The sequence below is a fragment of the Clostridioides sp. ZZV15-6388 genome (genome assembly GCF_020657755.1).
Lineage (GTDB): Bacteria > Bacillota > Clostridia > Peptostreptococcales > Peptostreptococcaceae > Clostridioides.
The window spans coordinates 1-25,215 of the sequence record NZ_JAGWCU010000024.1; the positions used below are offsets into that span (position 1 = coordinate 1).

At 30.9% G+C, this 25,215-nt stretch carries 25 protein-coding genes; 5 read left to right on the forward strand and 20 right to left on the reverse strand.

Translation table 11 applies throughout. The features are described from left to right. The first annotated feature begins 225 nt into the window (after positions 1-225). Positions 226-570 carry a hypothetical protein gene (locus KGF48_RS13850; protein ID WP_227433370.1) on the forward strand — a complete coding sequence of 115 codons (345 nt, stop codon included), beginning with the start codon at positions 226-228 and terminating at the stop codon, positions 568-570. A 162-nt stretch (positions 571-732) separates the two neighbouring features. On the opposite strand, the gene KGF48_RS13855 is transcribed toward KGF48_RS13850, so the two are convergent. The 10 genes from KGF48_RS13855 to KGF48_RS13900 form a co-directional block, all read right to left on the reverse strand. Continuing rightward, positions 733-2,109 carry a sigma-54 interaction domain-containing protein gene (locus KGF48_RS13855; RefSeq protein WP_227829650.1) on the reverse strand — a complete coding sequence of 459 codons (1,377 nt, stop codon included), beginning with the start codon at positions 2,107-2,109 and terminating at the stop codon, positions 733-735. Between the two features lie 98 nt (positions 2,110-2,207). Further along, positions 2,208-3,227: an electron transfer flavoprotein subunit alpha/FixB family protein gene (locus KGF48_RS13860; protein WP_413841237.1), complete on the reverse strand. Its 1,020-nt coding sequence runs from the start codon at positions 3,225-3,227 to the stop codon at positions 2,208-2,210. 13 nt (positions 3,228-3,240) lie between these two features. Then, positions 3,241-4,035 carry an electron transfer flavoprotein subunit beta/FixA family protein gene (locus KGF48_RS13865; protein WP_227829652.1) on the reverse strand — a complete coding sequence of 265 codons (795 nt, stop codon included), beginning with the start codon at positions 4,033-4,035 and terminating at the stop codon, positions 3,241-3,243. 10 nt (positions 4,036-4,045) lie between these two features. Beyond that, positions 4,046-5,188 carry an acryloyl-CoA reductase gene (acrC, locus tag KGF48_RS13870; protein ID WP_227839480.1) on the reverse strand — a complete coding sequence of 381 codons (1,143 nt, stop codon included), beginning with the start codon at positions 5,186-5,188 and terminating at the stop codon, positions 4,046-4,048. A gap of 18 nt (positions 5,189-5,206) precedes the next feature. Next, a complete protein-coding gene (locus KGF48_RS13875) occupies positions 5,207-6,439 on the reverse strand; it encodes a CaiB/BaiF CoA transferase family protein (RefSeq protein ID WP_227482977.1) in 1,233 nt (410 codons plus the stop codon). Positions 6,440-6,576: 137 nt separating this feature from the next. Continuing rightward, entirely contained in the window at positions 6,577-7,917 is a 1,341-nt protein-coding gene (locus tag KGF48_RS13880) for a GntP family permease (RefSeq protein WP_227839481.1), read from the reverse strand. Between the two features lie 95 nt (positions 7,918-8,012). Continuing rightward, the gene (locus KGF48_RS13885) at positions 8,013-8,807 is read right to left on the reverse strand and encodes an enoyl-CoA hydratase-related protein (protein ID WP_227839482.1); all 795 of its coding nucleotides are present in this window, start codon (positions 8,805-8,807) and stop codon (positions 8,013-8,015) included. Between the two features lie 609 nt (positions 8,808-9,416). Beyond that, positions 9,417-10,610 carry a CoA transferase gene (locus tag KGF48_RS13890; protein WP_227839483.1) on the reverse strand — a complete coding sequence of 398 codons (1,194 nt, stop codon included), beginning with the start codon at positions 10,608-10,610 and terminating at the stop codon, positions 9,417-9,419. A 76-nt stretch (positions 10,611-10,686) separates the two neighbouring features. Further along, a complete protein-coding gene (locus KGF48_RS13895) occupies positions 10,687-11,949 on the reverse strand; it encodes an SLC13 family permease (RefSeq protein ID WP_227839484.1) in 1,263 nt (420 codons plus the stop codon). A gap of 69 nt (positions 11,950-12,018) precedes the next feature. Beyond that, positions 12,019-12,924: a hydroxymethylglutaryl-CoA lyase gene (locus KGF48_RS13900; RefSeq protein WP_227839485.1), complete on the reverse strand. Its 906-nt coding sequence runs from the start codon at positions 12,922-12,924 to the stop codon at positions 12,019-12,021. 280 nt (positions 12,925-13,204) lie between these two features. Here KGF48_RS13900 and KGF48_RS13905 point away from each other — a divergent pair, with 280 nt between their 5' ends. After that, complete coding sequence (locus KGF48_RS13905) at positions 13,205-14,209, forward strand: substrate-binding domain-containing protein (RefSeq protein ID WP_227839486.1); 1,005 nt, start codon at positions 13,205-13,207, stop codon at positions 14,207-14,209. Between the two features lie 191 nt (positions 14,210-14,400). Here the strand turns inward: KGF48_RS13905 and KGF48_RS13910 are convergent, their stop codons facing one another. Together KGF48_RS13910 and nadE are read right to left on the reverse strand one after the other, a co-directional pair. Next, positions 14,401-15,120: a YebC/PmpR family DNA-binding transcriptional regulator gene (locus KGF48_RS13910; protein ID WP_227829661.1), complete on the reverse strand. Its 720-nt coding sequence runs from the start codon at positions 15,118-15,120 to the stop codon at positions 14,401-14,403. Positions 15,121-15,202: 82 nt separating this feature from the next. After that, positions 15,203-15,958 carry an NAD(+) synthase gene (gene nadE, locus KGF48_RS13915; protein ID WP_227433380.1) on the reverse strand — a complete coding sequence of 252 codons (756 nt, stop codon included), beginning with the start codon at positions 15,956-15,958 and terminating at the stop codon, positions 15,203-15,205. A gap of 177 nt (positions 15,959-16,135) precedes the next feature. Between nadE and KGF48_RS13920 the strand changes: the two genes are divergently transcribed. Both KGF48_RS13920 and KGF48_RS13925 read left to right on the forward strand, forming a co-directional pair. Further along, positions 16,136-16,522, forward strand: a complete 387-nt coding sequence (locus tag KGF48_RS13920; RefSeq protein WP_227829662.1) for a sulfite exporter TauE/SafE family protein — start codon at positions 16,136-16,138, stop codon at positions 16,520-16,522. Then, positions 16,522-16,893 carry a sulfite exporter TauE/SafE family protein gene (locus KGF48_RS13925; protein ID WP_227829663.1) on the forward strand — a complete coding sequence of 124 codons (372 nt, stop codon included), beginning with the start codon at positions 16,522-16,524 and terminating at the stop codon, positions 16,891-16,893. Before KGF48_RS13920 ends, KGF48_RS13925 begins: the two co-directional genes overlap by 1 nt. Positions 16,894-17,011: 118 nt before the next feature. On the opposite strand, the gene KGF48_RS13930 is transcribed toward KGF48_RS13925, so the two are convergent. The 4 genes from KGF48_RS13930 to hflX form a co-directional block, all read right to left on the reverse strand. Continuing rightward, on the reverse strand, positions 17,012-17,656 hold the full coding sequence (locus KGF48_RS13930; RefSeq protein WP_227839487.1) for a YigZ family protein: 645 nt from the start codon (positions 17,654-17,656) through the stop codon (positions 17,012-17,014). A 309-nt stretch (positions 17,657-17,965) separates the two neighbouring features. Next, entirely contained in the window at positions 17,966-18,409 is a 444-nt protein-coding gene (locus KGF48_RS13935; RefSeq protein ID WP_227433384.1) for an NUDIX domain-containing protein, read from the reverse strand. An 85-nt stretch (positions 18,410-18,494) separates the two neighbouring features. After that, on the reverse strand, positions 18,495-19,163 hold the full coding sequence (locus KGF48_RS13940; RefSeq protein WP_227829665.1) for a HEAT repeat domain-containing protein: 669 nt from the start codon (positions 19,161-19,163) through the stop codon (positions 18,495-18,497). 7 nt (positions 19,164-19,170) lie between these two features. After that, positions 19,171-20,454, reverse strand: coding sequence for a GTPase HflX (hflX, locus tag KGF48_RS13945; protein ID WP_227829666.1), 1,284 nt, complete (start codon positions 20,452-20,454; stop codon positions 19,171-19,173). Positions 20,455-20,662: 208 nt separating this feature from the next. Here hflX and KGF48_RS13950 point away from each other — a divergent pair, with 208 nt between their 5' ends. After that, complete coding sequence (locus KGF48_RS13950) at positions 20,663-20,923, forward strand: cysteine-rich small domain-containing protein (protein ID WP_227839489.1); 261 nt, start codon at positions 20,663-20,665, stop codon at positions 20,921-20,923. 108 nt (positions 20,924-21,031) lie between these two features. On the opposite strand, the gene KGF48_RS13955 is transcribed toward KGF48_RS13950, so the two are convergent. The 4 genes from KGF48_RS13955 to KGF48_RS13970 all read right to left on the reverse strand — a co-directional run bounded on the left by KGF48_RS13955 (position 21,032) and on the right by KGF48_RS13970 (position 25,128). After that, positions 21,032-21,673: a TIGR01906 family membrane protein gene (locus tag KGF48_RS13955; RefSeq protein ID WP_227829668.1), complete on the reverse strand. Its 642-nt coding sequence runs from the start codon at positions 21,671-21,673 to the stop codon at positions 21,032-21,034. Positions 21,674-21,701: 28 nt separating this feature from the next. Beyond that, on the reverse strand, positions 21,702-23,252 hold the full coding sequence (locus KGF48_RS13960; RefSeq protein WP_227839491.1) for an ABC-F family ATP-binding cassette domain-containing protein: 1,551 nt from the start codon (positions 23,250-23,252) through the stop codon (positions 21,702-21,704). A gap of 472 nt (positions 23,253-23,724) precedes the next feature. After that, positions 23,725-23,901: a hypothetical protein gene (locus KGF48_RS13965; RefSeq protein WP_227839492.1), complete on the reverse strand. Its 177-nt coding sequence runs from the start codon at positions 23,899-23,901 to the stop codon at positions 23,725-23,727. 342 nt (positions 23,902-24,243) lie between these two features. Then, positions 24,244-25,128 carry an N-acetylmuramoyl-L-alanine amidase family protein gene (locus tag KGF48_RS13970; protein WP_227839493.1) on the reverse strand — a complete coding sequence of 295 codons (885 nt, stop codon included), beginning with the start codon at positions 25,126-25,128 and terminating at the stop codon, positions 24,244-24,246. Positions 25,129-25,215 lie beyond the last annotated feature (87 nt).

The following is a 25,215-nucleotide window of genomic DNA, read 5'->3' on the forward strand; positions in this document are numbered from 1 at the left end:
ATATTTTTTATTTTCTTTTTTAGTTTTTCGGGTTAGTAAGGGGTTAGTAATTTAGATTTTCATAGGAAATTATTTTTAAAATTAGTTTTTATTTATAGCTAATTTATTTATGTTGTAATTAAATAAAACTAAATATAATTTAAATAATTCCTTGAGATAAATTTAATAAAACTTAGAGTCCTTATCTAAGCTTAAAATACTAAAATTATTAGGAGGATATAAATTATGGACCAAATTAAGCGCTTACACGAATTGCAACAAAAGTCATACTTAACTAAAGAAGAGTTTGAGGAGTTAAAAAACAACACATATATTGAAAAATTTGAATTGAGAGATGAATGTGACAACTCTTATATTTATAATTTTTACACTAATGATAAATGTAATGATATAAAGTTTATAAAATCACAATTTATTGTTACTCTTATAAAAAACGGTTTCTTATGTGATTGTGGTGGTGTATTTAGACAAAAGAAAATAGTTGATGAATATGATTACGGATATAATGCTATATATAAATGTGATTCTTGTGGAAAAGAACTTGATAAAGAAGTAGAAAATTATGATTAAATAACAAAAGAACTATTCAAAACAGTTTTTGTAAATGTTAGATAAAAGTCACTCTAATTTTGAACGATACCCCTCTTAGGAGACAGTTAAAATATGTAAAACTGTCTAAAACTAGGAGGGTTTTGTTATGTCCAAAATTAATTAATCTTAATTAAAGTCATCTTAATTGTTTAATTCAATTTCATACTTTTTTATTTTCTTATACAAAAGACTTTTGTGTATTCCCATAACCTCTGCTGCCTTAGAACATTTCCAATTGTACTTCCTTAACACATCAATAATTAAACTCTTCTCATAATTTTCAACCATTTCATGAATTGAGCAATTACTATCCACATTACATTGAGCCACTCTGCTGATATTATCCATTTTAGATGGAAGGTCACACATCATAATGACCATATCATCACTTACAGCATAGGCGCTTTTTATTACATTTTGTAGTTCTCTTATATTTCCTGGCCAAATATAGTTAATAAAACAATTTTTAACCTTATCACTTAAAACCTTCAATTCCTTATATTCAACATTTAATTTATTTAATATATAATTTGCTAGCAATAAAATATCATCTTGTCTATCCTTTAATTCCATCATATGAATATTTATTACATTTAACCTATAGTATAAGTCTTCTCTAAATAATCCCTCTTCAACCATTTTACTTAAATTCTTTCTTGTAGCAGAGATTACTCTTACATCTATCTTTATAGTTTTAAGACCTCCAACTGGTTCTATCTCACTTTCCTGAAGAACTCTTAAAAGTTTTGCTTGCATGGTCAAAGGCATGTCACCTATTTCATCTAAGAAGATTGTACCATTATTCGCAACTAAAAATTTACCTTTTTTGCCGCCTTTTTTTGCTCCTGTAAAAGCTCCTTCGTCATACCCAAATAGCTCTGATTCTAATAATTCTTCTGGTATTGCAGCACAGTTTATACTAACCATGGGTTTGTCTGACCTACTGCTATTATTGTGAATTGCTCTAGCAAAAACTTCTTTACCTGTGCCAGTTTCACCTGTTAAAAGAACTGAGAAGTTCGTTTTAGAAGCTTTCACACCTGTTTTCTTAAGTTCTATGAAATCTCTATTTTCACCTATGAGCTTGTCAAAACCACAGTTATCCTTAAACTGTTCTTTATAATATTGGAGCTCCATATATTCTGACATTAACTTTTTAGCTACATCAAAGGATTGCAATCTAAATTTAACTTGAGCTACTCCTGCAACTACTTCTCCATTGTCATTTTCCACATAAGACCTACTTACTATTACACTTTTTTCTTTTGTATTTCCACCTGAGTAATGATGTATAGCTCCTTCTTCACAATACTTATCTCTCATAATGTCTAGCATTTTTGTATTTGGTATAATACTTTGTATATTGTGTCCTATTATATCGTCTCTTTCTTTCCCTAAGAAGTCACAATATTTATCGTTAATATCTATGATTACTCCATCTTTATTTACAACAATAAAACCATCATCAGTCATGGATAACACTCTTGCAAATATATCCTTATACCAGTGCTCTTTCATTGTTTCATCCCTCCACTATAACCTTCAGCAAAAATAATAAGTCTTACAATACAATATTATAAGACTTACCATTCTATGTATTCAATGTTTTCTAGAAGTTACCTATTTAATGATTCTATTATTTCAGGTAGAATTTCATATAAATCTCCTACAATTCCATAGTCACATATACTGAAAATAGGGGCTTTGGAATCTTTATTTATAGCAACTATATATTTAGAATCACTCATACCTGCTAAATGCTGTATTGCTCCAGATATCCCACATGCAATGTATAACTCTGGTCTAACAGTAGTTCCTGTTTGTCCCACTTGATGAGAATGCTCTATCCACCCTGAATCTACTGCCGCTCTTGAAGCACCAATCTCTGCCCCCAATTTATCCGCCAATTCTTTTATTAGTTCAAATCCTTCTGCCTTCTTTAATCCTCTTCCTGCTGATACTATTATTCTAGCATCAGTTAGATTTATGGATTTCTTTTCTTGTGGAAGCATTTCTACTAATCTAGTTCTAATCATTTTTTCATTAAGTTCTGGAGTAATAACCTCTAAAACTCCAGCCTCTGATTCACTTCTTACAGCTTTTGCCATAACCCCTGGACGAACTGTTGACATCTGTGGTCTATTTTTTGGACAAACAATAGTAGCCATTAAATTTCCACCAAAGGCTGGTCTTGTTTGTAATAACTTATTATCCGTTGAATCTATTTCAAGTTTTGTACAGTCAGCAGTTAGACCTGTTCCAACTTTACCTGCAATTCTAGGTGCGATATCTCTTCCTATAGAAGTAGCTCCAACTAGTACAACCTCTGGCTTTTTCTCTTCAATTAAACCTGCTATTGAAATTGCATATCCATCAGTTGTGAAATCTTTAAGAAGAGGGTCGTTGATATAATATGCTTTATCAACACTATAGTGAAGTAACTCCTTTACTTCTTTCTCTACTTCATATCCAGCTATTACAACTGCAAGCTCTTTTCCTAATTGGTCAGCAAGCTTTCTTCCCTCACCAATAAGTTCTATAGTAACAGGATTGATTTTGCCTTCCCTTTGCTCTCCTATTACCCAAACGCCATTATAATCATTTAAATTTATACCTTGATTAACTTTTGCTCTCATCATCTTAACACTCCTATACTAGTTTCAAATCGAATAGTATTTCTACTAATTTCTCAGCTTTTTCCTTTTTATTTATACCTTCGATTATTTCATTATGCTTGTCTTTAACTGGTACAAAAGACTTGTAAACATTTGTAGGTGAACCCTTTAATCCAATTTGAGTTGTATCAACAGCTAAGTCTTCAAGTGTTAACACAGTAATCTTTGCATCTCCATTATTATAAGCTCCTAAGATTCCTTTGACACTTGGATATCTTGGATTATTTAACTCTTTTATAGCAGTTAGTAAAACTGGCATCTTTGCTTCTATTAAATAATCTCCTGTCTCTGTATAACGAGTTACTAGTAATTTATCATCTTGAACCTTTACTTCTTTTGCATAGGTAACCTGTGGTACCCCTAAGAATTCTGCAACCTCTGGTCCAACCTGAGCTGTATCTCCATCTATAGCTTGTCTTCCACAGAATATTACATCATACTTTCCAACCTTCTCTATAGCAGCAGCAATAATTGTAGATGTAGCCCAGGTATCTGAACCACCAAAAGCTCTATCTGAAATTAAGTATGCTTCGTCAGCGCCCATTGCCAAAGCTTCTTTTAAAGCACTTTTAGCCTGAGGAGGTCCCATGCTTATAACCTTAATCACTGCTCCCAGTTCATCTTTTATTTTTAAAGCTTCTTCTAAAGCATTTCTATCATCTGGATTGATTATACTTGGTACACCATCTCTTATTAGGGTACCTGTCTCTTTATTTATTTTAACTTCATTAGTATCTGGAACTTGCTTTAAGCAAACAACTATATTCATGCTCTTCCTCCTATCCTAGTACTGCTCTTGAAATAACAACCTTGTGTATTTCTGAAGTACCTTCGTAAATTTCTGTTATCTTGGCATCTCTGTACATTCTTTCTAATGGATAATCCTTCATATATCCATATCCTCCATGGATTTGAAGAGCTAGGTTTGTAACCTCTCTTGCAGTACGTGACGCATTATATTTTGCCATGGCAGCTTCTTTAGTATGTTTTTCTCCTCTAGCTTTCAAGTCTGCAGCATAATATACCAACAACTTTGCTGATTCCACCATAGTCGCCATATCTGCTATATACCATTGAATACCTTGCAAAGCTGAAATTGGCTTGCCAAACTGAACTCTTTCTTTAGAATATTTGATACTTTCTTCTAAAGCCCCTTCAGCAATTCCTACAGCTTGAGCTCCAACTCCAATTCTTGCTCCATCTAGGCAAGTCATAGCTATGTTAAAGCCTTTTCCTTCTTTTCCTAATAAATTAGACTTTGGAACTCTACAGTTATCAAATATTAACTCTGCAGTTTCTGAACCATGTATACCCATTTTTTCTTCAATTTTTCCTATTGAAAAACCTGGAGTACCTTTGTCAACGATGATAGCAGACATTCCCTTTATTCCCTTTGATGGCTCTGTAAGTGCAAATATTATTAATGATTCTGCTTGACCTCCACCAGAAATAAAGCACTTAGTCCCATTTAAGACATATTCATCAGTTGCTTCATCAATGATTGCAGTTGTTGCAGCTCTTGCGGCATCTGAACCAGCATTAGGCTCAGTTAAAGCAAAAGCACCTACACACCCACCTTCAGCCATCATCGGAAGGTATTTTTTCTTTTGTTCCTCAGTACCAAATTTCAAAATAGCTTGAGCATATATTGTGTGTATTGATAATATTGCTGCAGATGCTGCACATTTTTTGGCAACCTCAGTAACAACAATTACCTTTTCTATATCTGCTCCACCAGAACCGCCATACTCTACAGGTGTTCCAATACCATTAAAGCCTATTTTAGCCATTTTGCTAAAAAGCTCTCTTGGAAAAATACCTGTTCTATCTGTTTCAGCAGCTATTGGTTCTATTTCCTTCTCTGCAAATTCTTTTGCTACTCTTTGAAGCATTAATTGTGCTTCTGTTAATCTAAAATCCATAAAATTTCCTCCTATTTATTAACGTACTTCACATGTTTCTTTATTCATTGCTACAATTCCAGACTCAATTAGAACTTCTATATCAGAATCACTATATCCAAGTTCTCTCAATATCTCATCTGAATGTTCTCCTATAAGTGGAGCATCACAAGTCATGTTAACTTCAATATTTCCAAACTTAACTGGAGTGGACGCAAGCATTGTCTTATTTCCATTTTTACTTGTATGTTCATATATATAGTTATTAGCAATAGCCTGTTCATCAGTTACTACATCATTAACATGTTGAATTCTTTCATGGGCTATATCCGCAGTAGTAAGCTTTTCAACCATCTCATTTTGAGTAAATTTTGCAAATTCACCATCCAAAATATTAATAAGCTCTGTTGCATTTTTCTTACTTTCTACTGAAGATGCAAATTTCTCTTCTTTTATTAAATCTTCTCTTCCAAATAATCTGCAAAGTGCCTCAAAATATCTTTCATGCTCTAGGATACTTAAGAATATCCACTTTCCATCCTTACAACGATAAGAGTTTATTACTGGAGAAATAGCATTTTTTCTAGTTTTTGGATACTCATCGCTAAACTGTGTAGATGCTAATAAAGATGATGCATTCCATATTGCTTGTCCAAATAAAGATGCCATTACTTTTTGTCCTTTTCCAGTCTTAGCTTGTTGATACAAAGCTGCACATATACCTCCAGATAAACTACAAGAAGTTGTGGCATCTCCAAAGGCTATAGGTGGGTTTATTGGGCTTGTATCCTTCTCTGCGATATCAAGCATAGCTCCACTTCTTGCCCAAAAGGCAACTGTATCAAAACCTGCATTATCCTTAGCAGGTCCAAAATCGCCAAAACCATTTATTTGTCCCCAGATAAGATGTGGATGCTTTTTGCTTAATGATTCATAGTCAAGACCTAGTCTTTTTAACGCTCCTGTTCTATAGCTTGAAACAAATACGTTTGCTTCACTTAAAAGCTTATCCATAATTTCAATTCCAGCTTCACTCTTAAGATTTATAGACAAACCTCTTTTATTTGAATTATATGTGCTGTAGAAAGGATTATTATAATCATCTATTGGCATTGTCATTGTTGCCCCTGTCTTTCTTCCTGGGTCTCCAAAGCTTGGCTCCACCTTAATAACATCAGCACCCCAGTCAGCTAATATTTTGGAAGTTCCTGGACCTGCTACAAAATATGTTAAGTCAATGACCTTAACTCCTTCTAATGGTTTATTTAACACTTTCAATTCCTCCTTATACTGTCAACTTGGTATTTTAAATATGGTATTTATGGTATTAAAACATAAAATTTATTGTATATACTTTGAAAATTGATTTTACAATATCAAAATATAATTTATACTTTTTGTCTTTTCTGTTATGGTAATCCTGGGAACATTGTAAACATAAGAACTGCTACTACAGTTCCAATAATCGGCGTTAAAACAGTTACCCAGAATATTGGCATATAAGCATCCTTATGTGATTCATTACATAGACCATTTGTTACAGTAACAATATAACCATTGTGTGGAAGTGAATCTAATGCTGCTGACGAAATTGCCATAGTTCTAGTTAATGCTGCAGCAGAGACACCCTTAGCTAAAAATACTGGTCCAAGAAGTGGAGCCGCAATTCCAAGTCCACCGGAAGCTGATCCACAGATACCCGCAATAACTGTAGTTCCAACTGCAGCCCCTGCAATAGGAGGTCCAGGAATATTAGTCATGGCATTAACTATGAAGTCAAAACCAACTGCTGATTTTACAACTGAACCAAATGCTACTACAGCACAAGTATTACATATTGCTACTACTGTAGTTTTACATGCATCACCAACATGGCCAACTATTTTTGCATTATCTTGATATTTATTTAACAATAAATATACTAATAAAGCTCCAATAAATACTCCTACCTCAATTGGTACTATTGCTTGTCCATTAATTTTCACATTAATTATTAAGATTGATACTATTAATGGAATTAACGCAATTAGACCATTAGGACCATTTTCTCTCTTAGAATTAGTTGTTGCTACTTCATCAAATATATCTGATTCATGTGCTATAAAATGCCCACCATTGGCTTTTTCTTTTGAAACCATCTTGTATAAAATGGTGCTTCCAACTATAAACATTACTGCACATGATATAAATCCATTTACTGCTCCAGCCATAATATCTGTCCCTAATGTTGAAGCTGGAATAATATTATGAATCTGAGGTGCCCCTGGTGCAACCATAGCAAAAGTTGAACATCCAAAAGTCAAGGCTGCTGGTATAAATCGTCGTGGCAAATCAGCTTCTTTAAAAATTTCTAAAGCTATCGGAAACACTGCAAAGCTTACAACGAAAACGCTTACTCCTCCATAAGCTAATATTCCACAAGCTATTGGAATAGAAAGTAATGCTTTATCCTTACCAATCCATCTTACAATCATCTTAGCAATAGATTTTGCTCCACCAGTAATCTCCATTATTTTTCCCATTAAGGTACCTGTTAGGAAAATAAAGAAATTTGCCTGAAGAAATTCAACAAATCCTGTCATATAATCCACCTTAAGTGCATCATACACATTTAAATTCCCTGTTATAGCAACTAATAATGAACATACAATTGCTATTATAAAAATATTTACTCCCTTCATAACCATTACAACTAGAAGGGATAGGGCCATGATAATCCCTACTAAACTTATAATTACTCCCGTATTCATAAATTAACTCCTTTTAAAATTAAACTATATGTATTTTTTCACGAAATTTAGATTTTGAATATATTCTATATTTGTTCTAATTTTAGTTATAATAATTACTTATTTTCAAAAATCGGTTTTCTCTTTTCTATAAATGCATCCATGCCTTCTTGCTTATCTCTTGTAGCAAAAGTTAAGCCTGCAATATCTTTCTCTAGTTCAAGAGCATTTTTTAAATCCATATTTATCCCTTTATTAATAGCAACTTTTGCATATCTTATTGCTATTGGTGCTTTTTCAACTATTTGGTTCATCATCTTAATTGTCTCTTCTAAAAGCACATCACTTGGAACCACTTTATTAATAAGACCAATAGATTTAGCTTCTTCTGCATTTACTTGCCTTCCTGTAAAAATTAATTCCTTGGCTATCCCAGTTCCAACAAGTCTTGATAATCTTTGAGTTCCACCAAAACATGGAATGACTCCTAAATTAACTTCAGGTTGTCCAAATATAGCCTTTTCTGATGCAATTCTAATGTCACAACTCATAGCAAGTTCACATCCACCACCTAATGCATATCCATTAACTGCTGCTATTACTGTTTTCTCAAGAGCTTCAATTTTATCAAAAATCCCTTGGGCATAACCTGCATATTTTCTGCCTTCTTCACTTTTATAGTTCTGCATCTGACGTATATCAGCTCCAGCTACAAAAACTTTACCTTCTCCAGTAATAATAACTCCTAATATTTCCTCCTTTTCTGATACTACATCAATAACTTGAGATAATTCTCTAAGAGTGTCATTGTTAAGAGCATTTAAAGCTTTAGGTCTATTTATAGTAATAACACAGACTTTATCCTTAACTTCCACCTTAAGATTTTTCAAATTTTCCATTACAAATCCCATCATATTCCTCCCATTATGCATTGTTATTTTTTCTACATTTCTTGTTAATATATAATAGCAAGTTCTACGCCAACTTATATTAAATTCCTTTATTTTTGTTAAAAAATTATTTTTTTTGATAAAATAAACAAAATATACATAAATTTCACTTAATTTTTAATCATTTTTAACTTTAGAATTGATTAAATTATAATTCACTAAAGAATTTTTATCCAACAAAACCTATAAAACCATATTTTTGTCTCATTTTCGAGAAAATACTTAAAAAACACAGTCTCATTTTTGAGAATGCAGTCTCATTTTTGATATTTCCATTAAAATAGTTTAAGTTGTATATCCATAAGTTTATTTGCACTAAGTTTATTTGCACTCTAGTAAAAGAGTCTTTATTTAACATATTAGGTAGTTTATTTTCTATTAATTTAAATTGTTAATACTTTAGTTTAATACATCTATGTATATGTTCCAATAGTATAAATTTTTTAACGAAAATAGGAAAAACCACAAAGACTTAATGTCTAAATAGTTTTTCCTATCTTAAATACTCCTGATAATTTTAGATTTGATTTATAATGTTGATTTAATCTTTTATTTGATATTATTCTAAAGTTAAATAACTCCACTCTCTTTTAACTCATTTATTTTTACACCATCAAACCCAAGCCAGCTATTATAAATCTCCTCATTACTTTCACCTAAAGATGGTGCTGGTACATTAATTTGAGCTTTTGTTGTCATAAGCTTAACTGGATTTCCATTGACTTTCATATCTCCTATAATAGGATGTTTAATATCTACAATCATTTCTCTTGCCTTTGCAATATGTTCATTTGTTGTAACATGACCGAGGTCATATATAGGAGCAGCAGGAACTCCTGCTTTCGATATTAAATCAACAGCTTCTTCTATTGTATAGTTGATAGACCATTTTTCTATCTCTGGTTTGAGAGATGCATGGTTTTCGCAACGGTTAAGATTTGTATTAAACCTTTCATCTATTAAAAGGTCTTCTCTAAAAAGAACCTTCTTACATAAATTTTCAAAAAGTTTATCATTACCACAACCTATTACAAAGTTACCATCGCTTGCTTTAAAAGAATCATAAGGATAAGCTGAGGCATATCTATTTCCCATAAGTTCAGGTTGACCTGAATCAAAATATCTCTGTATACCAGTTTCAAGAGATGATACAACAGAATCAACGAGGGAAACATCTACTCTTTGCCCTTTTCCTATTATCTTTCTAGCATTAAGTGCTGCAAGTATACCAATAGTTAAATTCATTCCACCCAATACATCTCCCATAGCATTACCTACTCTTGTTGGTTCTCCTCCTTCAGTTCCTGTTATACTCATAAGACCACCCATTGCTTGTGCAATAATATCATATCCTGGACGCTCTGAATATGGCCCATAACATCCAAAGCCTGATACAGCTCCATAAATTATTTGATTGTTCACTTTAGCTAGCTCATCGTAACCCAATCCTAGCTTTTCCATAACACCTGGTCTATAATTTTCTACTACAACATCAGCTTGCTTTACCATATCTAAAAATATCTTCTTGCCTTTTTCTGACTTAAGATTTAAAGTTACACCTTTCTTATTTCTATTTATATTTGCATAATATAGACTCTCTCCATTTACAAAAGGTCCAAAACCTCTTGTATCATCACCTTTTTTTGGTACTTCTATTTTTATAACATCAGCCCCAAAATCAGCCAACATCATTGTGCAATATGGCCCTGCAAGAACTCTAGTAAGGTCAAGTACTTTTATATTACTTAATGCTCCCTTTTTCATAACTATACCCCCAATTTATATTATATTACTCAATATTAAAAGTTGAGTTTAATAACAAATTCTCCGATTATCGAAATTAATGCATTATATGTGCTATTCCATTAAAAAATAGAACTGATACTACTGCAATAACCAATAGTCCAACTGCACTCATAATGAAAAGTTGAACAAACACCTTATTTTGTTCTTCTTTATTGAAGTCTTTTTTACTTGACCCCATAGCTGCCAAAATCAATGCACCACCAGTAGAAAGTGGACTTACACCAGCAAGAGAACCACCCACACCAACTGCTGCAATAAGTGCTAGTGGGTCTACTCCTCCAACTGACTTAGCTATATCAACACACATAGGCATCATGGTTGGATACACTACTGCTAATGCTGAACTAACCATAGACATAAGCCCTGCTGAAATACTCATAATTGGGGTAGCTGTTTTACTATTCATTAATGATGACAATGCATTACTCATTAAATCAATCCCTCCTGCTGCGTCTACGATTGTCATCATTGCACCTACTCCAAGTACCATTACTATCGTGCTCCATGGAATTGCTTTGATACATTCTCCATCTTCAGCAATATTGAAAAGAAGAAGTACAGCTGAAACTGAAAAAGCTGCAAGTCCAACATTCATATCAAAGATTATGATAAAAGCAATCATAACCACTATACTTATCAGAGAAATTATCTGCTTTACATTAAATTTTTCTATTTCCTTACTATTTATAACATTTATAGGCTTTTTAAGTTTATATCCTTTAAAAATTATAAACAATACTATTGAAAATACAATTGTTGAAAGAGTCTGACAAGCTAAAACAGCAGGCATAACATTTTCAATTCCAACTCCCTCTGCAACAGTTGTTATGATTTGACCTTCTGGAGTAATAGGAGTCATACGTCCTGCCATTAATCCACATTCACCTATAAGTGCAAGCATCACAGGATTATAACCAACAGTTATTGCTACAGGAACAGCCATTGCAGGAATAATTGCAAGTGCTGGGATTGCTCCAGGCCCAACACCAGCAACAACAAATCCTGCTATAAAAACCGCTATAGGTATAAGCCAAACACGTTTACCTGAAGCAGCTACAATTTTTTCTGCAACAAGCTTCAATGCTCCTGTTGAATTCACTATTGCAAAAAGTAATGTTATACCAACAAGCGTAGTAAACATTGAGTTACTTATAGCTCCATAAAGATCTTTATCATCCATACCAAAAATTCTAACAGCTATAACACCAATAGCTAAAGCTAAAATACCTGCATTATTCTTACGTACAAATGCAAGAATAATAACTCCTAAGAATAAAAGTAAAGCTATAACATCCATACTAATCCCCTCAATTCTTTTATTTATTTTATTAATCGATATACTTTATTAATAGATATGTTTCGTTAATCAATAGGACTGACAATTAGAACTCTCAGACTTTATATTTACATGATGACCACTATATACACCATTTACATAACTCATCTGATACTTTGATAATTCAAGAAGTTTAACAAAATCAACGCCTGTATCATACCCCATGCGTTCGAGCATGTATACTAAATCTTCAGTTGCAGTATTTCCAGATGCTCCAGGAGCAAAAGGACATCCTCCTAATCCTCCAAGTGTAGACTGCACAGTGGTAATTCCGCATTCAATAGCAGCAAGAGTATTAACCATCCCCATATTTCTAGTGTCATGAATATGTACCTGCCATCTGCACTCTGGCAAAGCTTCAACTAGTGCACTAATAGTATCTCTTACTTGTTTAGGGTCGGCAATGCCTATTGTATCTGCTAGGTTTATCTCTCTGATACCGTTTTCCCAAAGACGTTTGGCAAATGCTATGGCATCTTCAATTTTTGGCAAACCTTCAAAGGGACATCCAAATACAGTAGCCATTCCAATACATATATTCATATCTGGATAAGTACTCATTATTTTTTTAAGCTCATCAATAGACTCTTCATGAGTACGATTTATATTTTTCTTGTTATGGGTTTCACTCAAAGAAATAACATAAGATATATCTCTTATACCACACTCCCATGCAACTTTAGCTCCATATAAATTTGGAACTAATGCATAAAGTTTCACATCAGGATAATTTTTTACACAGTAAGTTGCTACTTCCTTTGCATCTTTCATCTGAGGTATTGCTTTTGGGCTTACAAATGAACTAATTTCAAGCTGTTTAATCCCAGATGAAATAAGACCATCAATAATCTTAAGTTTTTTATCAGTATCTAAAAATTCCTTCAGATTTTGAAATCCATCTCTAGGACCAACTTCAAATATATTTACCTTACTCATTTCTTTTCCCCCTTTTTACAGTCACATAACAAGCTAGCATTGTATGTTCCTGCTTAACTTTGCTTAATTTGACTTAATTAATAAGCTTATTTAAGCATATTATAATCCTATAAACTAAATTCTGTCAACATAATCTGCCAACATAATAATAAATTTTTTAAAATTTATTTATTCTAGACATGTAAAATATACGTGTTGTAGAATATTGTTCTTTAGTTGAATATATGTTAAGATTATTGATATAAGCAAATTTAAGCAACTACTCAAGGAGGATTTTATCATGGCAACAATCAAAGATATCGCAAAGGACTGTGGCCTTTCTTCAGCAACTGTCTCGTATGTCTTAAGTGGTAAAGGAAATGAGCGTAGAATTCCACTACAGACACAAGAACTTGTATTAAATTCAGCAAATCGGCTTGGATATAAACGCTCTACTCCTATTAAACACAACAATATTCAAATAGCATTTTATTGGCAAGATGCAGGATTTGAGTTGGCATCAACTAATATATTTCAAGCAATAAACCACATAGTTTCTTTAGAACATTTAAATATAAATATCATAATACGACCTTACAGTGTTGGCCATCTATGTAATGATGAATATCTTTTTTCAAATAATTATTATGATGGAGTTGTTTTAACAGGTATCAATGCTGATGACATAGAGTATCTATTAAAAAATAAACCTAAAATTCCTGTAGTTGTTGTAAATCGTGAAATACCTGGTTTTTCAAGTGTTTCTATTGATAATGAAGAAACAGGTCGTATAGCAGCTTTACATGCTATCCAAAATGGTAAAAATGATATTGCTGTTGTATTCAACCCAACATCCTTCACATGCATGACCTTGAGAGGTAAATCTTTTTTAAAAACATGTAAGGAACATGGAGTACAGTTATCAGACTCTATATATTATTGTTCTAATAAAATAGATAGTGGATACGATATTGCTCAGAAAATGCTTGCAAAAAATTCACTAAAAAAAGTAATTTTCTGTAATCATGACGTGGTAGCTCTTGGTATGATGAATGCATTTAATGAATCGGGAATTGTAATTGGAGAGGATGTTCAAATATTTGCAGCAAGCAATGGTCCTGCACGACTAATGGCAAGAAGTATTCCTCCTTTGACAGTTATAGATTTGAAGATGGAAGAGACAGCAGAGCGTAGTCTTAGGATGATTATTGATATAGTAACTGGTCGTATAAGCGGTATTCAGCAACAGATGATATACCCATCAATTATTTATAGGCAATCAAGTCCTGCTCAGAACTTACTTTAAAATTCTTAACTTATAAATACATTACAGCTATCTTCCATACACAAAAAAACACCTCTAACCCATGTTCACATATTATTTATGCAGACATAGTTTAGAGGTGTATATGTTCATTTTAATAATTACTTATTTTATGAAATTTATCACATAGTAAAATTAATGTAATAATTACAAATCTCAATGTGATATAATATTTATTCTACTTCCCAGTTATGGTAGATATCTTGAACATCATCATCTTCTTCAAGCATATCAACTAATTTATTCATCATTTTTAGATGAGATTCTTCTGTTAAAACAGTTGTAGTTTGAGGTATCATCTTTACATCAGCAGATATAAATTCATACCCTTTTGCTTTTAATTCATCACGAACACTAGAAAAATCTTCTGGTGTAGTTATTATTTCATAACCATCTTCTTCTGTTATAAAGTCTTCAGCACCTGCTTCTAATGCAACATCCATTAATTCTTCCTCTGAAACGCCATCTCCTGCACCAACTAATATTTGTCCTTTGTTATCAAACATAAAAGACACACATCCAGTAGTTCCTAGGTTTCCTCCGTTTTTATCAAAATAGTATCTTACATTACCAGCAGTTCTATTTTTATTGTCAGTTAAAGTCTCTACTATAACAGCAACCCCACCAGGTCCATATCCTTCATAAACTATAGTTTCATAGTCTTCTCCAGCACCTGCCCCTGCACCTTTAGCAACAGCTCTATCTATATTATCATTTGGCATATTATCTGCCTTAGCTTTTTCTATAGCTGTTTTTAATGCTGCATTATATTCTGGGTCTGCACCACCTTCTTTAGCTGCAACGGCTATTGCTCTAGCATGTTTCGTAAATATTTTTGCCCTTTGAGCATCTTGTTTACCTTTTCTATTAATTATATTTCCTATACGTCCCATATTTCCACTCCTTAATACGTACAATTAATTATTCTAACCTTTATCACTTGTAAATTTTATCACAAATCCTGAAAATAGTAAATTAGAACTTAGGAGGTTGTGCAGGCGTTTTTCTCTTGTGTTCACTTATTCTATGAAGTCTTTCTATTATCTCTTGGTCTCTTTGAGGAACTTCATCTAATCTACCTTCTAATACAGCATCTATCATATTGTAAGTAGTTCCCATTTCATTTTCATCTGTTTGTCCTTCCCAAAGACCTGCTGAAGGAGCTTTATTTATTAAATCTTCATGAACACCAAGTTCTTTTGCCCATTCATATACTTCAGCTTTAGTTAAATTTGCAATTGGTAAAATATCAACTCCACCATCACCAAACTTAGTAAAGTATCCAGTGTGTATTTCTGCAGCATTATCTGTACCAACAACTAAGTATCCTAGATTGTTAGCAATTGTGTAAATAGTACTCATTCTTACTCTTGCTCTTAAGTTTGCATCTGTCATTTTTAAATATTCTTCTCTATATAAATGTTTCTCTTTTAAATTTCCTACTACCATGTCTAATATAGCACTTTGTGGTTCTATAAGGTCTAAATCAAGATATTCTATATCACATCCTTCTATAACCTTAAGTGCATCTTCTCTATCTTGAGGATTACTTTTTATGCTCATTATAACTCCCATAGAGTTTTCTGGAAAAGCTTTTTTAATTAAATTAGCAACTACTGCTGAATCAATTCCTCCAGATACACCAACAATTAATCCTTTTGCATTTGCCTCATTAACTTTATTTTTAAGCCATTCTACAGTTTTGTCTATTTGTATTTTTATATTTGACATCATTATCTCCTCTCAATTTACTACTTTGTTTTAATATATTATACCATATATTAATATGTTGTTTTAACATGTTTTTTTTTATGCAAATTTAAGCAAAAATGAAGGATTATATTTAATATTATTTTATATAAATATAATTTGCCTATTTTGGTAAAACTATTTCAGAAGGTGGTTTTTATGAAAAATACTAATAACTTAAAGAAAAAATATTTTGATTTCAATATAAAAAATACGATAATTGGAGTATTTACAGGATTTATAAATGGGGTATTTGGCTCTGGAGGTGGTACTCTTTTAGTACCAATACTAAATGATATTGTGAAGGTAGAAGAACATAAATCTCATGCAACAGCTCTTTCTATAATAATTTTCTTGACAACAGCAAGTTCTGTTTTATATGTTTCTAAAGGAACTTACGATATTAACTTAACAATAAAAGTTGCAGCAGGAAGTATTGTTGGCGGCATTATAGGGGCTAAATTACTAAATAAAGTTACTGGAAAGTTTCTTAGAATTTCTTTTGGATTAATTATGATAATTGCAGCATTAAGGATGGTGTTTTAATGTTATTTGCTTTAATTGGATTTTTTGCAGGAATTATTGGAGGAATGGGAATGGGTGGTGGAACTATTCTTATTCCTGCTCTCGTTTTACTTGCTGGTATAGATACTAAAATAGCACAGAGTGTCAACTTACTTTCATCCATACCTATGACACTTATAGCACTGGCTATACATATCAAAAATAAAAACGTAGTTTTCAAATTAGTTATCCCAATAGCTGTATTTGGAGTGTTAGGAGCTATATTTGGTTCACTATTAGCTAATTATTTGTCTTCTGATATATTGAAGAAAATATTTGGAGTGTTTTTACTTTTAGTTGGTTTATTTGAAGTTAAAAAAGGATTCTGTGCAAAGTCTGATAAAAGCCATTAAATTATTTTAATATAAATTAATGGCTTTTATTTTCTATATAACTATTCTATTTTTATGTTTTTATTTTCTATATTGCTATTCTACTTTTTTACTTTTAGGTTAAATTACAGTAAGATTTTTATATTAAAATTTCTCCATCCTGTTCAGATAAATAAAATTCTTCTCCTAAAACTATCTTCCCTGTTCCACTTGTTATATCAATCATTTTCTCTGATAGTTTTTCCACATCTTCTAACTTTGAATATACTATTATCTCAACATTATCCTCATATATGGTATCTTTTATAAAGTACCCTAAATTCATCAGTTCATTTTGTACCTTTCCAAGTTGAGTATAATCTATCTTAACTTTAACTTCTTGGTACATTACCTTACTAATTATTTTTCCAGATTCTAAGCCTAACTTAGCACCTTTTGTATAAGCTCTAACCAGACCACCTGCACCTAATTTTATACCACCAAAATACCTAGTAACAACTACTACTACGTCTCTCAAGTCCTCTTTTTTTATGACTTCTAATGTTGGTATTCCTGCTGTTCCCTGTGGCTCTCCATCATCACTATACCTTTGTATATTCATATTTTGTCCAACTGTATAAGCCCACACATTATGATTTGCATCTTTGTGTTTTTTCTTTATTTCATTTATAAATTCTACTGCTTCTTCTTCACTTTGTATAGGCTTAGCATATCCAATAAAAACAGATTTTTCAATTGTTATCTCATCTGTTCCAAATTCGTGTAATGTCCTATAATTACTCATTATAACTCCTCCTATTTTTGTCATTTGCTAAAATATATCTTTATTTATAAAAATTACTCCGCTTAAAATGTAAATAGAATTTTTAGTATTCATTTTGTTAACATTATAAGTCAATTATATAATAAAATCACACGATTTTTAATTTTTATTTTTAATATAATTTATTGAGACATAAATCAATATAATTTATTAATATACAATATAATTTATTAATATACAAATCAGATAAACTATAAAGTATACACTTCTAAAACTTGGAATTAAAAAAGGAAGGGTCTAACCCTTCCTCAAAATTCTATAAATTCACTACTAGTTTGCTGGAACATCGTCGCCCTCTGAAACTAATTTCTTTAATTCTTTAAACTTTTTATAAGATACTTCAACTAAAGCTTGCTCTTTATGATGTGACAACATTTCTAAAGCATCTTTTATCTTGTAAAATCCACCTTCTTGGAATTCAGGAGCAAGTACACATTCAGTATTACAAGCTTCCATAACATACCACATTATCGCATTACAAACTTCTTGTTGTCTACTTCTTGAGAAAAATTCATACATAGTATCGCCAGCTACATCTATCATTTTAGCATCTATGCCAGTTTCTACTTTAACTCTTTCAACAGCACTTTCATATGGAAGTCCTCCTCCAAGTATCTTTCCTTTTGGAAGTGTCCATTCACCTCTATCATTTTTTACAATAAGTACTTTATTAGCATAAAACACTACTCCACCTGCACAACGTCTTACTATCATTTGAAACCCCTCCCATTAATTTATTAATTACCTTGTTAAACTCCATAAATAAATCATTAAGTAAACAAATTACTTTAATAAAAAATCACTTTTTCAAATTTGATAATGCTTTAATGGCTTCATCATAAGCTCTAAGCACGTACTCTTTTTCAAAATTCTTATTCTTATCTTTTAACTGCTGTAAAATCTTTAAACTGTTTTCATCTCCTAATTTTGAAAGAGCTTTTGCACAATATTGTCTAGTTTGTGCATTTTTATCGTAGAGACCTTTTTGCAAAACTTCTCTACTACTTGGTGACTCAATCTTTCTTATTGCTGAATAAGTTATTCTTCTAATATCTGAGTGTCTGTGGTTTGTGAGCTGATGGAGTAACTTCAAAAACCTATCATCTCTTAGCTCACCTGTTGCCCAAATTAAAACAATCAAATCTTCAGCATTTTTTTCTACAAGGATTCTTTTGAAAACCTTTCTCTTAAAGTATACCATTTTTTCGTCATCTAAGCTATCCATAAAATCAAGTCTCTTAATTTTATCTAATTCTAAAAATTTATCTAAAATATCCTTAGATGCCTCAAAATCATCTTTTTGCATTTCTTTTATCTTCAACTTTGCTTGTATAAGTTGCTCACTTGCTTCAACATTTGAAATATTTCTAATTTTACTAATTTGAGATACTGTTTTAGATTCTTTGTAAAGAAGATAGGTTATAAAATAATCTTCAAGATTATCTATATTTTCCCAATTTATATCCATATCAAACCTATTTTTCTAATATGTACTCTCTATAGATATTAAAATCTTCTTCATCTAAATTTACATCTAATGTTATACCATTTTCCCCATACTCAAAATTCTCCACATTGTATTTATCTTTTATTCTACTAAATATATCACCTCTTTCATAAGGTAACATCAAACTTACTGAATAAGTATTTTCCATTAAAGCAATTTCTATCATATTTAATAGCTTATCCATATTTATGCCTTGTTTTGCAGATATATACACAATATCTTCTTGACTCTTAGGATATATATCTAACTCTAACTTATCTACTTTATTGTATACAAGTATATGTTTTTTATCATTTGCACCAAGTTCTTTTAATACACCCTCAGTTGTACTTTTTTGCAATTCATAACTAGTATTAGTTGTGTCAATTACATGTAAAATTAAATCTGCATATTGTACTTCTTCTAGTGTAGCCTTAAATGCCTCTACTAAATCATGGGGAAGTTTACTGACAAATCCAACAGTATCTACTACTAAAAATTCTTTTTTATTTGGCAAAAGAGCTTTTCTTAAAGTTACATCTAAAGTTGCAAAAAGCATATCTTTTACAAAAACTTCTTTTTCTTGTTCATAATCCTTGTGTGTCTTTATTAATTCGTTTAGTAAGGTCGATTTTCCTGCATTTGTATACCCAACAAGTGCAACAATTGGTATATTTGATTTTAAACGCTTAACTCTTTGTGTCTCTCTATTCTTTTTTACCTCTTTAAGTTCACGTCTTATATCTGCTGCTTTATTAAGTATATGTCTTTTATCTACTTCTAACTTTTGTTCTCCAGGCCCTCTAGTTCCAATTCCTGCACCTGTTCTACTCATCTCACCACCCATTCCATAAAGTCGTGGTAATCTGTATTTTAATTGTGCTAATTCAACCTGTAATTTACCTTCTTTACTAAGTGCTCTTTGAGCAAATATATCTAAAATTAAGGTAGTTCTATCTATTACTTTTTTTCCAACAACATTTTCAATATTCCTAATTTGAGCGCCAGATAATTCGTCATTAAAAATTACTAAAGTAGCATCTAATGATTCACTATATGCTCTTATTTCCTCTACCTTACCTTTTCCTATATAATAAGCTGCATCAACAGCTTGCTTATTTTGAATTAAGCTACCTACAACCTCTGCACCAGCAGCTTTCGCTAATTCTTTTAGCTCTTCCATGGATTCATTAGTGTCTATATCATCACTTTTTTTAATTATTGTTGTCAAATTTAGACCTACAAGAAGTGCTCTTTCTTGAATTTCTTTCACTTAATCACCTCATTTTTTGTTATAAAGCATAATATAATTGTATTAAACACTTACATTATTTATCTATTTACTAATTATACCATTAATAATATGATTAATAATACTATATTATCAACTATTAATAAGAATATTTAGTATAATTATATTATCACCAAAATCTTATATACTTATAAAAGATTTGATATTTTATTTAAATTAGGAGGAAAATATGGGCGAAAATTATAAATTTTTTAATCACAAAGATTGTGAGTTTTTCCCTTGTCATAAAACGAATAAACCAAAAGAATTTAACTGTTTATTTTGCTATTGTCCTTTATATGCTTTAGGAGAAAATTGTGGAGGAAACTTTAAGTACACAGAGAAAGGCATTAAAGACTGCAGTAGCTGTATGCTACCTCATAAAAAAGATAATTATAATTATATTATGGGAAAATTTCAAGACTTAGTTAAAATTACTTGCAAAAAATAATTTTTTTATTAAAAATAGCTATGTATAAATATTTATTGACTACTTTTAGTCTAAATAGTATTACATAGCTATTTTTATTGTATAAGTTTTAATTTATATCGTTCTACCTTATATCTTTCTACTTTTAAATAATTTACATAATTTATACATTGCAAAAAGCAACATACTTACTGCAAAAATCAATATCAAAATCATCAGTCCAGCATGAAAGAAAAATTCTTCTGGAAGCATATTTATAACTGGGTCTAAGTCAGGATTAAATATCCAATAATCATTTCTAAATAATAATTTATGAAAAATAATAAATGATTTTTCAAAATTCAACAAAATAGGAAGTGCCAACACTACTGGCATGATTATCAATGTCATTGATGTAGTTTTTAGTAGTTTTATATTTTTATTTTTTACACTTAATATAATTCCTATCAAAGAAATTATCATTAATAACTTAGATAATTTATTGATATTTTGAAATATATTTCTCACTTCTTCAAAATGTATTTTCCCTTCTGGAGAAGATTCTAATGTTGGTAACTTAAACTCAGATACATCCTTACTTAGGTTGTAATCTATTAAGTAATCATAATTTAATTTTATATTATCTTTAGATAAACCAGATAACTCTGATATGTTTAAATAATCAATATCAAAATAATAAAGTTGTTTAAATCCAACAGTAAAATTAATAGCACTTACTATTATAACTATACTGATACACACTGAAAAAATTATATTTAGAAACTTTTTCATGAAATCCCCCCAGTAATAAATTAAATCACTACACGATTTTAGTTGTAAAATCTTCTATATTCCATACATCATCTACAATGTCTGAATAGAATTCTGGTTCATGACATACCAAAAGAACTGTTCCCTTAAATTCTCTGATAGCTTTCTTCAATTCATCTTTTGCCTCAACATCTAAGTGATTTGTAGGCTCGTCTAGTACTAAGAAGTTTATATTTTTTAGCATTACTTTACAAAGTCTAACCTTTGCAGCTTCTCCACCACTTAGTACTCTCATTTGACTAGTTATATGCTCATTTGTAAGTCCACATTTTGCAAGAGCCTGTCTAACCTCAAAGTTTGTAAGCCCTGGGAATTCACTCCAAATTTCATCCATAGGTGTATTACTATTTTCTCTTGAACTCTCTTGTTCAAAATATCCAAGCTCCAAATAATCACCTAGCTTAACACTTCCTTCAAATGGTTTTATTATTCCAAGTAAAGTCTTTAATAAAGTAGATTTTCCAATACCATTCATCCCTTTTAAAGCAATCTTCTTTCCTCTTTCTAAATGGAAGTTAAGTGGCTTTGTTAATGCTTCATCATAACCTAAAACTAAGTCTTCCGTTTCAAAAATTATTTTACTTGCTGCTCTGGCATCTTTAAAAGAGAAAGTAGGTTTTATCTTTTCCTTTGGTCTTTCTAGTATTTCCATCTTATCTAGTTGCTTTTGTCTACTATTAGCCATTCCTCTTGTTGCAACTCTAGCTTTATTTCTGGCTACAAAATCTTCTAATCTCTTTCTTTCTTCAACTTGTTTATCATAAGCTTGCTCTTCTTGACGTTTCTTTATATCATTCAGTCTTACAAATTCATCGTAATTACCTTTATATCTATTTAACTCACCATTTTCCATATGATATATTACATTACAAGTATTATTTATAAAGTCAATATCATGTGATACTAGAACAAAACTGTTTTCATATTCCTGAAGATACCTAGTAAGCCATGTTATATGTTCCTCATCTAAATAGTTTGTAGGCTCGTCCAGTATAAGAATAGTTGGATTTTCAAGTAAAAGTTTAGTCAGAAGTACTTTTGTTCTTTGACCTCCACTTAAATCAGTTACATCCTTATCAAGACCAATTTCTCCAAGACCAAGACCATTTGCAACTTCTTGTATCTTTGCATCTATCATATAAAAACCACTATTTTCAAGTATAGTTTGTATCTCTGCTGTTTCTTCAAGAAGCTTACTCATCTCATCATCACTAGCTTCTCCCATTTTGTCGTACATAGCAATCATTTCTTGCTCTAAATCAAACATATGCTTAAAAGCTTCTCTAAGCACTTTTCTTATACTTTTACCTTTACTTAATACTGTATGTTGGTCTAAGTAACCTACTGTAGCTCTTGAAGACCATTTTATATTTCCAGCATCAGGCATAAGCTTTTTCGTTATTATATTTAAAAAACTCGATTTTCCTTCTCCATTAGCGCCAACTAGTGCAATATGTTCACCTTTTCTAAGTCTAAAGGATACATTTTCTAATATTGTTCTTGCACCAAATCCGTGGCTTACGTTTTCTACTACTAGCATTTTAACACCTCTCAAAAAAATTTTACACATTCTATACTATAATATATTCTTTTGAAAGTTAAATCAAGTATTACCAATATTTTTAGTTATATTTACAACAATTTAACCAAAAATAAACTTCATCATTATATTATGTAAAATAAAAAATAGATACTTTCATCAATAATAGAACTTATTTATCGACTAAAAAAGCACATGCATGCTATAATTTCTTTGTAGCCTGTTTAATCTTGAAATTATAAAATGGTTTCTGATTTGTTCTCAAATAAACAAAATTTATTATGAACAGTAATATAAAATTGTGACATAATACAAATCATTTGATATTTATAAATACAATTATTAGAATGGAATAAAACCGATTTACATTTGCTTGCTTTAGGCGATAAGTTGGTACTACAGGTTATTTATCTAAACGGAGGTGAGAAATAGTTATGAAACAGAAAAAATATTTCATTATTATGTATATTATTTATGCATTGCCAATTCCTTTTTCTCTAATAACATGGATTGGAACTATCATTTCTGTTGCTGATTTAGGAATGGTAGACTGGAAAATTTTCAGTGAACTTATACAATCTGTGATTGCTTTAGTTACTATGCTACTTGCTGGTTTATATCCTGTCTCATATATTATTTCATTAATCAAAACTCGTAATAGTAAAAAGTTTTCTTTATTTAGTTTTCTTCCTATAATACACATAATTCTTTTTGTTGTTTTCTTCTTTTTTTGGTCTTTTCTTAATAAAGTATATCAAATTTAAATTCTTCCTAAATCTTATCTAACCTTACAAAACCATATAGTTGGGATTTATTGTGAAAATATAGGTCATATGTGTAAATGTCTATCTGTCCATTTAATGTAGATTTGTAAGCTCTTATACAAACAATTATGTAGCCTTGCAATTTGCTTTTTCACTATTTTTTGAATAAAAAATAGAGATAAAAATTAGGAAAATAATACCAACCTAATTTTTTCTCTATTCACGTTTTATTTAAAATACTCATCTAATCCATCTGCCACACATTGCATCATTTTTCTTTGATATTCTGGATTTGACATCATTTGGTCCTCATTATAATTGCTCATAAATCCCATCTCTACTAATACAGCTGGCACTTTTGACCAGTTAAATCCAGTCAAATCTCCTCTTTGAACAATTCCATTTATTTGTATTCCAGCTTGTTCCATGTTTGTTTTGATGAATTCTGCACATCTATTACTATCTTCATATATAGGAGCTGTATATTTTCCATCCTTCTCAGGAACTAATATAGATGCACCAGTCTTTGAAGAATTATTTAAACTATCTGCATGTATTCTTACAACCATATCTGCTTTTTTCTCATTAGCAAGTATCGCTCTTTCTGAGTTACTTATATTTACATCATGTGTTTCTCTAGTCATTATTACATTGTAACCTTTAGATTCTAATATATTTTTTAAAACTACAGATGCTTCAAGATTTAAAACATACTCTGCTTTCTTTGTGGCTATACCTTCTGTTCCTGAAGATACTCTTGCTTTTTGAGATGAAGAACCTGGAGCTACTGGTTCTAAATTACTATCTCCTTTTCCTTGATGCCCTGGGTCTATACAAATTAAAAACTTTTTATTTTTTTGAGTTTCTGTTTTACTATCTGATTTATTATCCTCTGACTTATTATCATTTTTGCTTTTTGAATTTGATTTATTTTCATCTTTATCTTTTATATTTTTATTTTCATCTTTATCTTTATCTGTTTTTTCATTTTTAGTAGTACCTGAATTAATTAAATTTGTTGTCTTGTAAAAATTGGTAACTGGATTTGATGTTCCTATAATTATAATTCCCATGGCAATTATACAAGTAACTAACAATCTATATTTTTTCATCTTTTGCTCCTTTCAATGATAGACAGCTATTATCTATTTTAAATTTATATGAATATGTATCTATTTTATCATATACCTTGTTTAATT